At 73.4% G+C, this 13,244-nt stretch carries 10 protein-coding genes; 3 read left to right on the top strand and 7 right to left on the bottom strand.

The window, feature by feature from the left end; genetic code table 11:
- The first annotated feature begins 38 nt into the window (after window positions 1–38).
- Window positions 39–314 carry a YciI family protein gene (locus ACFU97_RS03395; RefSeq protein ID WP_384250219.1) on the top strand — a complete coding sequence of 92 codons (276 nt, stop codon included), beginning with the start codon at window positions 39–41 and terminating at the stop codon, window positions 312–314.
- On the opposite strand, the gene ACFU97_RS03390 is transcribed toward ACFU97_RS03395, so the two are convergent.
- From ACFU97_RS03390 to ACFU97_RS03380, 3 genes are all read right to left on the bottom strand, one after another.
- Complete coding sequence (locus ACFU97_RS03390; RefSeq protein WP_384250216.1) at window positions 302–1,243, bottom strand: ADP-ribosylglycohydrolase family protein; 942 nt, start codon at window positions 1,241–1,243, stop codon at window positions 302–304. The two genes, ACFU97_RS03395 and ACFU97_RS03390, sit on opposite strands and share 13 nt — an antisense overlap.
- 9 nt (window positions 1,244–1,252) lie before the next feature.
- A complete protein-coding gene (gene galE / locus ACFU97_RS03385) occupies window positions 1,253–2,233 on the bottom strand; it encodes a UDP-glucose 4-epimerase GalE (protein WP_384250214.1) in 981 nt (326 codons plus the stop codon).
- A 71-nt stretch (window positions 2,234–2,304) separates the two neighbouring features.
- A complete protein-coding gene (locus tag ACFU97_RS03380; RefSeq protein WP_384250212.1) occupies window positions 2,305–3,612 on the bottom strand; it encodes a glycosyltransferase 87 family protein in 1,308 nt (435 codons plus the stop codon).
- A 131-nt stretch (window positions 3,613–3,743) separates the two neighbouring features.
- Here ACFU97_RS03380 and ACFU97_RS03375 point away from each other — a divergent pair, with 131 nt between their 5' ends.
- On the top strand, window positions 3,744–5,315 hold the full coding sequence (locus tag ACFU97_RS03375) for a hypothetical protein (protein WP_384250210.1): 1,572 nt from the start codon (window positions 3,744–3,746) through the stop codon (window positions 5,313–5,315).
- On the opposite strand, the gene ACFU97_RS03370 is transcribed toward ACFU97_RS03375, so the two are convergent.
- The gene (locus tag ACFU97_RS03370; protein ID WP_384250208.1) at window positions 5,269–5,745 is read right to left on the bottom strand and encodes a MarR family winged helix-turn-helix transcriptional regulator; all 477 of its coding nucleotides are present in this window, start codon (window positions 5,743–5,745) and stop codon (window positions 5,269–5,271) included. The two genes, ACFU97_RS03375 and ACFU97_RS03370, sit on opposite strands and share 47 nt — an antisense overlap.
- Before the next feature lie 121 nt (window positions 5,746–5,866).
- Between ACFU97_RS03370 and ACFU97_RS03365 the strand changes: the two genes are divergently transcribed.
- Window positions 5,867–6,280: an organic hydroperoxide resistance protein gene (locus tag ACFU97_RS03365; RefSeq protein WP_384250206.1), complete on the top strand. Its 414-nt coding sequence runs from the start codon at window positions 5,867–5,869 to the stop codon at window positions 6,278–6,280.
- A gap of 98 nt (window positions 6,281–6,378) precedes the next feature.
- On the opposite strand, the gene ACFU97_RS03360 is transcribed toward ACFU97_RS03365, so the two are convergent.
- The 3 genes from ACFU97_RS03360 to ACFU97_RS03350 form a co-directional block, all read right to left on the bottom strand.
- Entirely contained in the window at window positions 6,379–8,610 is a 2,232-nt protein-coding gene (locus tag ACFU97_RS03360; RefSeq protein WP_384250204.1) for a CDP-glycerol glycerophosphotransferase family protein, read from the bottom strand.
- 8 nt (window positions 8,611–8,618) lie between these two features.
- On the bottom strand, window positions 8,619–10,820 hold the full coding sequence (locus ACFU97_RS03355; RefSeq protein ID WP_384250201.1) for a CDP-glycerol glycerophosphotransferase family protein: 2,202 nt from the start codon (window positions 10,818–10,820) through the stop codon (window positions 8,619–8,621).
- Between the two features lie 153 nt (window positions 10,821–10,973).
- The gene (locus ACFU97_RS03350; RefSeq protein ID WP_384250199.1) at window positions 10,974–13,220 is read right to left on the bottom strand and encodes a CDP-glycerol glycerophosphotransferase family protein; all 2,247 of its coding nucleotides are present in this window, start codon (window positions 13,218–13,220) and stop codon (window positions 10,974–10,976) included.
- Window positions 13,221–13,244 lie beyond the last annotated feature (24 nt).

Here is a 13,244-nt window from a genome sequence, read left to right as displayed (position 1 = left end):
ACCAGCCCCCGCAGCCGTAGAGAGGACCGACGACGCCCATGCTGGCCGTAGAACTCGCCTTCACCCCGGCCCCCGAACGCCTGGCGGCCCGCCCCGCCCACCGCGCAACCCTGGCCCGCCTGCACACACAGGGCCACCTCCTCGCGGCAGGACCCTGGTCCGACGACACGGGCGCCCTCCTGCTCTTCACGGCCGACCGCGACCAGCTGGAGAAGATCCTGGACACCGACCCGTACTACCGGCGCACACCCGGGGTCGAGATCCGTGCGATCCGGGAGTGGACACCGATCGTGGGCGCACTTCAGACGTCCTGACCGCTCAGCCGCAGTGCCAGAGCGGCCAACTCCGGCTCGCGCACCACCCGTTCGTCGAAGCCGGGCAGGGGGACGTGCAGCGGGGCGGTCCAGCGTTCGGGGATCGCGTCGGCGCCGTACACGGCTCCCGCGAGGCCGCCGGTCACCGCGGCGACGGTGTCCGTGTCGCCACCCAGGTCGACTGCGGCCCGCACGGCGGCCTCGTACGAGGTGGTGGTGCGCACGGCCCAGACGGCGGAGGCGAGGCAGGGCCAGACGGCGCCGTTGAACTCGGTGGCGAGGTCGGGGTGCCAGTCGGGGGCGAGCACGGTGGCGTACCGGGCGCGGTGGTCGGGATGGACGGCCGCGAGCGTGTCCGGGACGGCCGCGACGGGATCGCCCCCCGACAGCGCGACACGCACCAACTCGTGGAAGACGGCGGTCCCTTCCCAGGCGGCGCGGTCTCCGTGGGTGAGGGCTGCGATGCGGCGGGCGGCGTCCATCGTGGCTTCCCGGCCGGCGTCGGCGAAGTGGACGGCGGAGGTGGCGGCACGCATCAACGCTCCGTTCCCCGCCGCCCGTTGACTGGTCTGGAAGTGCAGCGCCGCGGCCAAGTCCCACGGGTCGCCGCTGGTCAGCACGGCCTCCGTCTGAAGGCCGATGTCCTTGGGGTCGGACGCCGCCCAGCGCCGGAACCGGCCGAAGATGTCCGGGAGTTCGAGGCCGTGGTGCTGCAGCAGGGACTCGCCGACCAGGACCGCCATCTGTGTGTCGTCGGTCGCCTCGCCCGGGTCCCAGCCGCCGCCCCCGCACATCTCGCCGCCCCGGCCCGGCTCGGGGAAGCGGGCCGAGAAGGCCCCCTCGGGCCCGAACTCGAAGGGGGCGCCGAGGGCGTCGCCCACAGCCGAGCCGATGACGGCGCCCAGGGCGCGGTCCGTACGGGTGAGCATGCGCGCAGACTAGCCCCGCACCGCCCCCGGATGCAGTCTCGTCCAGCCGTCCCAGGCCGAGGTGATCATGGACTGGACGTCGTGTTTCGCCGTCCAGGCGAGTTCTGTGGCGGCGCGGTCGGCGGCGGCGACGACGCGGGCCGGGTCGCCCGGGCGGCGGGGGGCGACCGTCGGTGGGCGGTCGTAGCCGGTGAGGGCGTTGATGCGGTCGATCATCTCGCGGACGGAGACGCCTTCGCCGCGGCCGATGTTGAGGGTGAGGTCGCGGCCGGGGGAGGAGCGCAGGGCGCGGGCGGTGGCGACATGGGCCTCTGCCAGGTCGACCACGTGGATGTAGTCGCGCACGCAGGTGCCGTCCGGGGTCGGGTAGTCGTCGCCGAAGATGCGCGGCGGCGCGTCCTCGGTGAGCTTCTCGAAGACCATGGGGATGAGGTTGTGGACGCCGACGTCGGCGAGTTCGCGGGTGGCCGCGCCCGCCACGTTGAAGTAGCGGAGCGAGGCCGTGGCGAGGCCCGTCGCCCGGCCGGTCGCGCGGACCAGCCACTCACCGGCCAGCTTGGTCTCCCCGTACGGCGACATGGGCGCGCACGGCGTCCGCTCCGTCACCAGGTCCACGTCGGGCATGCCGTACACGGCCGCGGACGAGGAGAAGACGAACGACCTGACGCCGGCCGCCGTCACCGCCTCCAGGAGGACGCGCAGCCCCTCGACGTTCTCCCGGTAGTAGTGCAGGGGGAGTTCCACGGACTCGCCCACCTGCTTCTTCGCCGCTAGGTGCACGACTCCGGTGACCTCGTGGTCGGCGACGACGCGGGCGAGCCCCTCGCCGTCCAGCGTCGACCCCAGGACCAGCGGCACCTCCTCCGGTACGCGCTCGGCGATGCCCGTCGACAGGTCGTCGTACACCACGGTCCGCTCGCCCGCCTCGGTCATCGCGCGCACGACGTGCGCCCCGATGTAGCCGGCGCCGCCGGTGATCAGCCAGGTCATGTGCGGACGTCCCCTCGTCGGTCGGCCTGTCGTCTCCCTCGAAGCCCGTATCAGTGAAGCAGGCACGGACGTCACGCGGGCACGGCGGCGGTGACTCCCTGCGTGTCCGAGGGTGCGCGGCGCGGCCGCGGCCGCGCCGGAGGCGGCGTGGCGGTGGAACGCCACAGGCGGGTGAAGGACAGGACGGCGGCCGCGGTCAGCAGCCCGTTGCGGGTCAGCATCAGTGCGCAGCCCGTCCAGGTGCAGTCCCTGACCTCGGAGTACAGGCCCGGATAGACGACGGCGCTGATCGCGGTGGCGACCACGATCAGGGCGGCCACCGGGCGCTGCACGGTGTGCCGCGAGGTCAGGCACACGGCCGCCGCGCCCAGCAGCCAGATCATGTACTGCGGGCTGATCACCCGGCTGGTGACGGTGAACAGCAGCACGGCGCTCAGCGCGGCGTCGAACGGCGTCGCGGGCGTCCAGTGCCGGGCCCGCAGCCGCCACAGGAGCAGGAGCGCGAAGGCGACCGCCGTGAGCGCGAGCATCAGATGCGCGACGGTCCGCACGTGCGGACCGGTGAACTCCAGCGAGCCGTACTGGTAGCGCACCCGCCCGGGCCATCCGGCGTGCGTCGCGAGCGCGAGCGCCGTGCCGCCGAGGGACTCGATCTGCACGCCCCGCCCGCCCTGCTGCTTCAGGAACGCGAAGGGGTTGGCGAACAGCGCCGCGAGAAGGGCCAGCACGGCGGTGCCCGTCGCGGCGGCCCAGGCCCACGCGGAACGCGTCGCCCGTCCTCTCGGCGCGCCCAGCAGCACCAGCGCGGGCCACACCTTCACCAGCGCGCCGAGCGCCGCCAACGCCCCGTACGCGCGCGTGGAGCGCGGCAGCGCCAGCAGGGAGAGCACGGCGAACGCCGTGACCTGCACGTCGTAGCGGACGAGCGGCATGTGCAGCAGGAGCGGGAGGCCGCCGATCCACAGTGCGGCCCCGAGGAGCGTGCTGCCGGGGCGGGTGCCGGCCCGGGTCAGCGCCAGCGTGACCACCACGTCGGTGGCCAGGGTGAGGGCCACGAACGCCTGGAAGTACGTCAGGCCCGGCAGCAGCGCGGGCGACAGCAGCACCGGGCCCGCGCCCGGCGGGTACTGCCAGAGGGGGTCGTGTGCGGGGAAGGCGCCCTGCGCGAGGACGCCGTACCAGTGGTGGTAGAGACGCGACACCTCGCGGGCGACCGAGCCCCGGCCCAGCAGGGGTGCGGCGTTGTGGGCGAGCAGCCACAGCATCAGGGCCCGGGTGGCGAGCCAGGCGGTGGCGAGAGTGAGGAGGCGGTGTTTCCGGACGGTGTTCGTCACGGTGTTCGTCACGGCGGCCGTCACTGTGGTCGTCACTGCATTCATCACGCCGGATCGTAAGCCGGGCGAATGGCGTGCACCGGCTAAAACACCGTCAATCCCCACCAAGGGCCCGGCTACCGCCCAAAATCAGCCGTGTGCTGATCGAGGTAGCGGGGCGGGCGAACCGTCGGCGGATGCGTACGGAGGTCGTGGCCGTGGCGGTTCCCACGGCCGTCATGCTGGCGATCGGGCTGTGGGGTCTCGACCGCGGGGGGATGTGGGGCGACGAGAGCGTCACCTTCCTGGTCGGGCGGCGCTCGGTGCCGCAGATCTGGCAGCTGCTGCACGGGATGGACGCAGTGCACGGGCTGTACTACCTCGCCATGCACCTCGTGCTCGCCGTCCACCCCGGCGAGGTCGTCCTGCGCCTGCCGTCCGTGTGCGGGGCCGCCGCGACGGCGGGCCTGGTCGCGGCGCTGGGCGTCCGGCTGGCCCGCCCTCGGGTCGGCCTGTGGGCCGGCCTGATCTACGCGATCACACCGCTGACCGGCCACTACGCGCAGGAGGGGCGCTCGTACGCCATCGTCTCAGCGGGGGTCGCGGGGGCGACCCTGCTGCTGGTGCCCGTGGTGCAGGGCCGGCCCCGTCCGGGCTGGTGGTGGCGGTACGGCGGCCTGCTCGCGCTGACCTCGCTGCTGCACGAGCTGGTCGTGCTCGCCCTGTGCGCGCACGCGGCGACCCTGGGGCTGGCCCGGGTGCCGCGGACGGTGTGGCGCGGCTGGCTGCGCGCGGCCGGGCTCGTGGGCGCCGTCGTGCTGCCCCTGGTGTGGGTGTCGCAGCGGCAGTCCGGCCAGGTGTCGTGGCTGGTGGCGCCGGACGGGGCCAAGGTGGAGCAGCTCGTGCGGGACTTCGCCGCCGGGCCGACGGGCCCGGTGTTCTGGGTCTGCGTCGCGCTGGTGGCGGTCGGGGTCACGGCACGGCGCACGGCGGTGTTCGCGCTGCCGCTGCTCGTGCTGCCGCCCGCGATCCTGATCTCCGTGTCGCAGTACCGGCCGCTGTTCCACGAGCGCTACGTCCTCTACGCGCTGGCGGGCGCGCCGCTTCTGGCCGCCGCGGGCACCTACCGCGTGGTCGTGCTCCTGGCGCGGCTGCGGCCGGGCGGCCTGCGGCTGCGCCACGGCCGCCTCGGTACGCTCACCGGCGTCCTCGCCGTCACCGCCGCCTTCGTCCAGTGCCTTCCGCTCTACCGGCAGGACCGCTCCCCGGCGCACCGCCCCGAGAACCTCGCGGCCGTGGCCGCCGTCGCGGCCCGCGACATCCGCCCCGGCGATCCCGTGCTGTACCTGCCGTCGAGCTGGCGGCTCGCGGCGCTGACGTACCCGAAGGGCTTCCGGGAGGCCCACGACATCGCGCTGACGGAGTCCGGGCCGCGGTCCGGGACGCTGAGCGGCCTGGAGACCACCCCGGCGGAGCTGCGGCGCAAGCTGGCCGGCCTCAACCGCCTGTGGGTCGTCGCGGACTCCAAGATGCTGAACTCGGGGCGGCTGCCGGCCAACCCGACCGACCGCGTCAAACTCGCGGTCGTGGAGGAGCAGTTCACCGCCCGCGGGAAGTACGTCAGCGGGCGCGTGACCTTCTGCCTCTACGTCCGCCGCCCGGCGCAGGCGGCGGCCGCTCCGCCGGACGCTCAGCGCACCACCGGGTCCGTGCCGGCGCCCGCTACGCCGGTTCCGACACCGCCGCGGCCGCGTCCAGCGCGGTGGTGAGTTCGTCGAGGCGGGTCCGCAGCCGGCGGATCTCCTCGACGTCGAAGCCCGTCGCCGCCGCGATCCGGCGCGGCACCTGCTCCGCCCGCTCGCGCATCGCGGTGCCCTCGGCGGTCAGCCCCACCTCCACCGAGCGCTCGTCCCGGGTGCTGCGCTCGCGCCGGACCAGCCCGGCCGCCTCCAGCCGCTTGAGCAGCGGGGAGAGGGTGCCGGAGTCGAGCCGCAGATGCTCGCCCAGCTTCTTGACCGGCAGATCGCCGTGCTCCCACAGCACCAGCATCACCAGGTACTGCGGATAGGTGAGGCCGAGGTCCTTGAGCAGGACGCGGTAGACGCCGCCGAAGGCGCGGGTGGCGGCGTTCAGGGAGAAGCAGATCTGCTGGTCGAGCCGGAGCCAGTCGGTGGCCGGGGCGTCGGGCGTGGTGGACATGGTTCCAGGGTAGCTCCTGCGAACCATTTAGTTGTGTGCAATTGAATTGTGTGCTCTACTTGTGGTCGTGAGGCGGCCGTGGAAGAGCCGCCGGAACGTGACTTCGAGAGGGATGGTTTCCATGGACGCGCTCTACACCGCTGTCGCCACCGCCACCCACGGCCGGGACGGTCGAGCCTTCACCAACGACGGCAAGGTCGACGTCAAGCTGGCCCCGCCGGTGGAGCTGGGCGGCAACGGGGAGGGCACGAACCCGGAGCAGCTGTTCGCCGCCGGTTACGCCGCCTGCTTCGGCAGCGCCCTCGGTCTCGTCGGCCGTCAGGCGAAGGTCGACGTCAGCGACGCCGCGGTGACCGCCGAGGTCGGCATCGGCAAGCAGGGCGAGGGCTTCGGGCTCAAGGTCACCCTCCGCATCGAGCTGCCCGACACCGTGGACGAGCCGACCGGCCGCAAGCTGGTGGAGACCGCCCACCAGGTCTGCCCGTACTCCAACGCGACCCGCGGCAACATCGAGGTCGACCTCGTCATCGAGTAGGACTCGTAGCCGGATCGAGCGGTGCTCGTCCGGCACGCGTCAGGCGCGGACACCGGTCATCCGGTGTCCGCGCCTGTGTGGTCTTCCGTGACGCTCGGTCAGTTCATCGACGGTGCGCGCTCGGTGGCGGGGGCGGGCAGGACCGGCGCCGTCTGCGGCTCGGTCAGCTGCTCGCCCAGCAGCACCGTGCGGACGACCCGCTCGGCGGCCCGCCCGTCGTCGAACTCGCAGAACCGCACGCGGAAGGCGGCCCGCAGGCCCGCCGACTCCTCGTCCTGCCACGTCCCCGAGGCGAACAGCCACGCCAGCTCCCGGTAGGAGCGCGACACATGGCCCGGCGCCTCGGCGGTGATGTCGAAGTAGGCGCCCCGGCTCGCCGCGTACGCCGCCCAGTCGTCGGCGTGGACCACGATCGGCCGGTCCAGGTTGGCGTAGTCGAACATCAATGCCGAGTAGTCCGTGACCAGCACGTCGGAGGCGAGCATCACGTCCTCGACGTGCGGCTCGTCCGTCGCGTCCACCACGACGCCCCGGGCGTGCAGATCGGCGAGGCCGAGGCCGCGCGCCGTGCCGGTGGCGAGGGAGGGGTGCAGCCGTACGACGAGGGTGTGGCCGGCGCCGAGATCGGCCGCGAACCGGGCCAGGTCGATCCGGTCGACGTGCCCGCCCCTGCGGTACTCGCGGCGGGTCGGCGCATACAGCACGACCGTGTTCCCGGCGGGAATCCCGAGCCGCTCCCGGGTGGCCGCTGCGCGCTGTGCGGGGGCCTCGACCAGCACGTCGTTGCGCGGGCTGCCCGTGCGCAGCGAGGTGAAGTGGCAGGGGTAGGCCCGGTCCCACACCAGCTCGGAGTGCCGGTTGGCGACCAGGCTCAGGTCCCAGCGGTCGGCGCGGTGCAGCATCTTCGGCACGCTGAAGCCGTGCCGGGCGCCGGGCTTGTCCAGCAGGTCGGCGCCCATGTACTTGAGCGGCGTGCCCTGGTGGGTCTGGAGGTGGACGCTGCCGGGGCGCTTGGGCAGGGAGCCGGACCAGTTGACGTTGTTCACCCAGTACGTGGCCCGGGCCGCCACCGCGTGGTAGCCCCGCGAGCCCGGTGTCACGAAGTCGGTGCCCGGCGGCAGCGAGTCCACCGCGTCCTCCCGCACCACCCACACGCCCCTGATGTGCGGCGCGAGTTCACGGGCCTTGGCGTGGATCGCGGCCGGGTCGCCGTGCACGCCCGCGTGGTGGGTCGCCGAGTAGACGGCCAGGTGCGGGTCGAGCGGGAGCCGCGACCGGACGCCGTACACGGCGCGCCGGGCCGCGTTCGCGGCCCGGTCCACGGTGCGGCGCTTGCCCGCCCCGGCCAGCCGGCGCAGCCCGCGCCCCGCGCGCAGCGCCGCGTAGGAGGCGTACGACGACGAGGCCAGCAGCCGCATCTCGGTGCCGCGGGGGCCCTCCGGCGGGGTGAAGCCCGCGGGGCGATGGCGGTCGTGGAAGGCGCGCATCTCGCGGTGGAAGGCCGGGCGGTCCGCCGGGGTCACCCGGTCCTCGCGGGCGATCACGAACAGCATGTGGTCCAGGGCCCGTTCGAACAGCGGCGCCCGGGCCCAGTCGAGGTCCTCGCGCTCCTCCAGGAAGGCGAACAGGCCCTCGTACTGCGGAAAGATGTCGAAGTGCCGGCGTCCCGGGGTCCTGGTGATCGCGCCCTGCCGGCGCTGCCGGTACTCGACGCCGATGCGGTTCAGGCAGGCGATGCGCTCCGCCAGCACCATCGACCGGTAGGTGACCGGTGCGTCCTCGTACAGGCCCGGCTGGTACTGCAGGCCGTGCTCCTGGAAGAAGGCGCGCCGGTACGCCTTGTTCCAGGCGACCAGGAACAGATGCGCGTACCGCGGGCTCTCGCGCAGGCTGAAGACGTCCTGCCCGGCTGCGGCGAGCAGGACGGAGGCGTCGCTGGGGCCGCCCCGGCCCCACCAGTGGGTGCGGACGTGGTCGAAGACCAGGATGTCCGGGTCCTCGGCACTCCTCAGCCGGTCGGCGACGGCGGCCAGCAGGCCCGGGGTGTAGAAGTCGTCGCTGTCGAGGAAGAGGACGTAGTCGCCGCGCGCCTGCTCCAGGCCCGCGTTGCGGGCCCGGCCGAGACCGACGTTCTCGGGCAGGTGCAGCACCCGCACCCGCTCGTCGCGCGCCGCGTACTCGTCGAGGATCGCGCCGCAGCCGTCCGGCGAGCGGTCGTCGACGGCGATCACCTCGAAGTCGGGGTACGACTGTCCGAGCACCGAGTCGATGCACTCGTGCAGAAAGCCCTGCACCTTGAAGACGGGGACGATGATGCTGAAGCGGGGCACTGCTGAGCTCAGCTCCTTACGAGGGTGGAGGCGGCGGGCGCCGGGACACGCTCCGCGAGCGGGGTCACGGGCGGGATCGACTCGGGCGGCTCGCCCAGCAGCACCCGGCGCACCACGCGCTCGGCGGCGCGGCCGTCGTCGAACTGGCAGAAGCGCGCCCGGAAGGCGGCCCTGGCCGCGGTGGACTCCGCGCCCGCCCAGGAGCCGTCGCAAAAGACCCGGGCCAGCTCGCCGGGGGTGCGCGCCACCGGGCCCGGCGGGTGCTCCAGCACGTCGAAGTAGACGCCTCGCAGCTCCCGGTAGACGTCCCAGTCGTCCGCGTAGACGACGACCGGCCGGTCCAGGTTGGCGTAGTCGAACATGATCGACGAGTAGTCGGTGATCAGCGCGTCGGCGGCCAGGCACACGTCCTCCGACGAGCGGTGCGCGGTGACGTCGATGACCCGGCCGGTGTTCTTCGCGGCGCCCTGGTCGTAGAAGTAATGGGCGCGCAGCAGGACGACGAAGTCCTCGCCGATCTCCTCGCACAGGGCCTGCAGGTCCAGGCCCGTCTCGAAGCCGGTGTGGTGGTCGCGGTGGGTGGGCGCGTACAGCAGGGCCGTCTTGCCCTCGGGGATGCCCAGTTCGCGCCGGATGCGGGTCACGTCGTCGGCGGTCGCCGTGTAGTAGACGTCGTTGCGCGGATAGCCGTACTCGAGGGTCTCGTGCACGGCCGGGAAGGCCCGCTCCCACATCTGGGTGGAGTGCCGGTTGGAGGAGAGGTTGTAGTCCCAGCGGTCGACGCGGGCCAGCAGCTTGCCGAAGCTGCCGGTGGCGGCCGCCACCACGGGGTACGTCGCCTGGTCGACGCCCATCTTCTTCAGCGGGGTGCCGTGCTGCGTCGACAGGTGCACGCTGCCCTCGCGCTTGACGACCGCGTCCGCGAAGTTGGCGTTGTTGACGAGGTACTTGGCGCGGGCCAGCACGTCCCAGTACTTCGCGCTGCCGATGACCGCGTGCTCGACGTCCGCGGGCAGGGTGTGCACCTGGTCCGGTTCGACCAGGAACACCGAGCGCAGGTGCGGGGCGAGTTCGCGGGCCTTGGCGTGGATCGCGGCCGGGTTGCAGGCGTAGCCGCGGCCCCAGTACGCGCAGTACACCGCGAGGTTGGCGTCCAGCGGGCGGCGCAGGCCGCGCGCGTAGCGCAGGCGGGTGCGCACCATGCGCGGGCGCGGCAGGCGCTCGGCGACCCGGGACGCCGACTGGTTGGCGCCGCGCAGGGCGCGGAAGGCGGTGTACGCGCCGGTGGCCAGCAGCCGGTGCTGCACGCCGAGGCTGCCGCCGGGCGTGCGGTAACCGGCGGGCCGGTGACGGCGGTAGAGCCTGCTCGCCAGCCGGAAGAAGGTACGGCGCCTGGCGGGCAGCCGCCGGGGATGGGCGGCGGTCTTCAGCACGGCCGCGAAGAGCTGCTCGAAGAGCCGGCCCAGCCGGTCCGGGGACAGGCCCTCCTCGGCGGCGCGGGTGAGCACCAGGTCGGTCTGGGCGAGGAGTTCGAGGTGGTGCTCACCGGGCAGGCCGAGCCGGCTGCCCTGTCTGCGCACCAGATGCCGCACGACGACCTGGTGCAGGACGGCGGCCTTCTCGGCCTTCAGCTGGACCAGACCGCCGAAGCCGACGTCGGTGAAGTGACCGTCCGGGAAAACCAGTTGGCGCTCGGCCAGGAAGGTCCTGCGGTAGGCCGCGCTCCACGCCGGGAGCTGCACGCCGGTCAGCTCCGGCACCTGGTCGGGGGAGAAGGCGCCCGCCGGCTGCTTCGGCAGGACCAGCGCGGCCGGGTTGGTGGGCTCGCCCTCCCACCAGGGGACGCGCTCGTGCTCGACGTACAGGACGTCCACGTCGCCTGTCTCGGTGAGGCGGGCGTCCAGCGCTGCCAGCGCGCCCGGGACGAGGACGTCGTCGCAGTCGAGGAACAGCAGGTACGCGCCGGTCGCCGCCCGCATCCCCGTGTTGCGCGCCCCGGCCAGACCGCCCGAGGGGGGTGAGTGCACCGGGCCGATGCGGGAGTCCCGCTCGGCGTACGCGGCGGCGACGTCCGCCGCGGGCGTGCCGGGCGCGTCGCAGACCGGGATCAGCTCGAAGTCGCCGAAGGACTGCGCCAGAACGGAGTCCAGCGCCTGGGACAGCCGGCCTGACACCCCGTGGGACGGGACGATGATGCTGAAGCGGGGCATTCTGCTCTTTCTGTCGAGGTGCTTGAGGGACTCGGCGGTCGCGGCTCAGCCGAGGCGTCCCGGCCGCCCTGCGGGACGCCAGGTGGACGGTCTGCTCGGTGTGGGCCGCGACGGGCTGGAGGGCATGCGAACTCCCCGGAGTGAGAACGGCGTTCAGTGGCTGTCGGTGACGGTCGCCGGGCCGGCGGGTTGCGGCACGGTGGCCTGCGGGGGGCGCGTGCGGGCCGCGACCACGGAGGGCACCGGGTGGCGCTCGGCCGGCGGGATCACCGGGGGGAGGCCGGTCTCGCCAAGGACGACCCGGCGCACCACGCGCTCGGCCGCGCGCCCGTCGTCGTAGGGGCAGAAGCGCTCGCGGAAGGCGGTGCGCAGCTGGGTGGAGCGGGAGCCGCGCCAGTGGCCGGTGGCGAAGATGTCGATCAGCTCGTCCTCGCTGCGGGCCACCGCGCCCGGCGGGAAGGAGCGCAGGTCGAAGTAGGTGCCCCGGGCCGCCTCGTACGCCTCCCAGTCGTCGGCGTGGATCACGATCGGACGGTCCAGGCCCGCGTAGTCGAACATGATCGGCTCGTAGTCGGTGAGCAGGGCGTCCGAGGCGAGGCAGAGCTCCTCGACGCTGGGATGGCCGGTGACGTCGATGATCCGCGCGCCCTGCTGCACGGGGTCGTGCGTGCGCGCCAGGACGACGAAGCGGGGGCCCAGGCGGCGCAGCAGGCGTTCCAGGTCGAGGGCGGAGCGCTGGGTGCGACGGTAGTCGCGGCGGCAGGGCGCGTACAGCACGGCCACGCTGTCCTCGGGGATGCCGAGACGGGCGCGCAGCCGCGTCACGTCCGCCGAAGTCGCCTTCTGGAACACGTCGTTGCGGGGGCTGCCGTGCTCCAGGGTGGTGTAGCCGCCCGGGAAGACGCGCTCCCAGGTCAGCGTGGAGTGGAGGTTGCCGGACAGGACGTAGTCCCATCGGTCGACGTCGTCGAGGAGCGCGCCGAAGTCCGTGTCGCGGGCGGCCGCGGGGTGTTCCTGGAGGTCCAGGCCCATGTGCCCGAGCGGGGTGCCCGCCTGCGTCTGGACGAGGACCTGGCCGCGGCGCTTGACCAGCCGGCGCTCGAACCCGGTGTTGGAGACGAGGTACTTGGAGCGGGCCAGGGCCGTCCAGTAGGCGGCCGTGCCGGGGGAGACCCGGCCGGTGGCCGGCGGGACGGTGTGGTGGTGCTCGGGGCGGGCGATCCACGCCGTGCGGATGTGCGGCGCGTGCGCGCGGAACGCCGCCTCCAGGGCGCCCGGGTGGCAGCCGGGGCCGCGGCCGTCGTCCGCGGTGAAGACGGCGCGGTCGGCGCGCAGCGGGAGGCGGAGCTGGACGCGGTAGTGCAGCCTGAGGGCCGCCGACCGCGCGGTGCGCAGCAGCCCCGCGCCGAGCTTGGCCGTCCTGCGGTGCAGGGCCGCCGCGTGCTGCAGGCCGCGGTACGTCCGGTGCAGGCCCCAGCGGATCAGGGTGTGCCGCAGGCGGGCGGGCGCCGGCAGCGGGATGCCGGGGACGCGGTAACGGCGGTGGTGGGCACGGGCCTTGCGCAGGAACTCGGTGCGCGAGTCGCGCGGCAGGCGCTCGCGGTGGGCGAAGACCTTGGTGAGGTGGTCGGCCATGCGGCGGAACAACACCGGCCGCCAGCGGGCGAGTTCGGGGTGCTCGTCGAGGAACGCGAAGACCCGGTCGTACTGTTCGAAGATGTCGAAGTGCTTCCGGCTGCTGGTGCCGAGGATGTTGCCCTGGCGGCGCTGGCGGTAGTGGACGCACACGCGGTCCAGGGTCGTGAGGGACTCCGCGCTCATCAGGACCGGGAAGGTCCAGGGGGTGTCCTCGTAGTAGCCCGGCGGGAAGGTGAAGCCCTCGCGTTCGACGAACTCCCGTCGGCAGGCCTTGTTCCAGGCCACCATCAGCAGGTGCAGCAGGCCCGGGCGGTCCTCCAGGCGGAAGGGGGCCGGGCCCTGCTCGGTCAGCTGCACCGAGACCACGTTGCGCACGGTCTCGCCCGACCAGTAGGTGCGCGCGTAGTCGTAGACCAGCACGTCGGGTTCGCCGGTCTCCTTCAGGCGGTCGGCGATCGAGCGCAGGGCGTGCGGGGTGAGGGTGTCGTCGCCGTCCAGGAAGATCAGGTAGTCGCCGCTCGCCCGCTCCATGCCGGCGTTGCGGGCGCCGCCGAGGCCCCGGTTGGCGGGCAGGTGCAGCGGGCGCACGCGCGGATCGCGGGCCGCGAACCGGTCGATGATCGCGCCGCTGCTGTCCGGTGAGCAGTCGTCGACCGCGATCAGTTCGAGATCGGGATACGACTGCGACAGCACCGAGTCCAGGCACTCGTGGAGATACGCCTGAACCTTGTACGCGGGGACGATGACACTGAACCTGGGCAAGGCACATCCATGGGTCGGCGCGGA

Origin of the sequence: Streptomyces sp. NPDC057616, from assembly GCF_042800575.1 — a bacterium.
In the GTDB taxonomy this organism is placed as follows: Bacteria; Actinomycetota; Actinomycetes; order Streptomycetales; family Streptomycetaceae; genus Streptomyces.
The sequence above is the reverse complement of the archived record's forward strand: the minus strand, read 5'-3'. Positions and strand labels throughout refer to the sequence as shown.

Excerpts from the sequence above, each read along its gene's own strand:
- ACFU97_RS03395 (WP_384250219.1), top strand. The coding sequence starts at position 39 with ATGCTGGCCGTAGAACTCGCCTTCACCCCGGCCCCCGAACGCCTGGCG.
- ACFU97_RS03365 (WP_384250206.1), top strand. The coding sequence starts at position 5,867 with ATGGACGCGCTCTACACCGCTGTCGCCACCGCCACCCACGGCCGGGAC.
- ACFU97_RS03390 (WP_384250216.1), bottom strand. The coding sequence starts at position 1,243 with ATGCTCACCCGTACGGACCGCGCCCTGGGCGCCGTCATCGGCTCGGCT.
- ACFU97_RS03375 (WP_384250210.1), top strand. The coding sequence starts at position 3,744 with ATGCGTACGGAGGTCGTGGCCGTGGCGGTTCCCACGGCCGTCATGCTG.
- ACFU97_RS03355 (WP_384250201.1), bottom strand. The coding sequence starts at position 10,820 with ATGCCCCGCTTCAGCATCATCGTCCCGTCCCACGGGGTGTCAGGCCGG.
- ACFU97_RS03370 (WP_384250208.1), bottom strand. The coding sequence starts at position 5,745 with ATGTCCACCACGCCCGACGCCCCGGCCACCGACTGGCTCCGGCTCGAC.
- ACFU97_RS03380 (WP_384250212.1), bottom strand. The coding sequence starts at position 3,612 with ATGAATGCAGTGACGACCACAGTGACGGCCGCCGTGACGAACACCGTG.
- galE (WP_384250214.1), bottom strand. The coding sequence starts at position 2,233 with ATGACCTGGCTGATCACCGGCGGCGCCGGCTACATCGGGGCGCACGTC.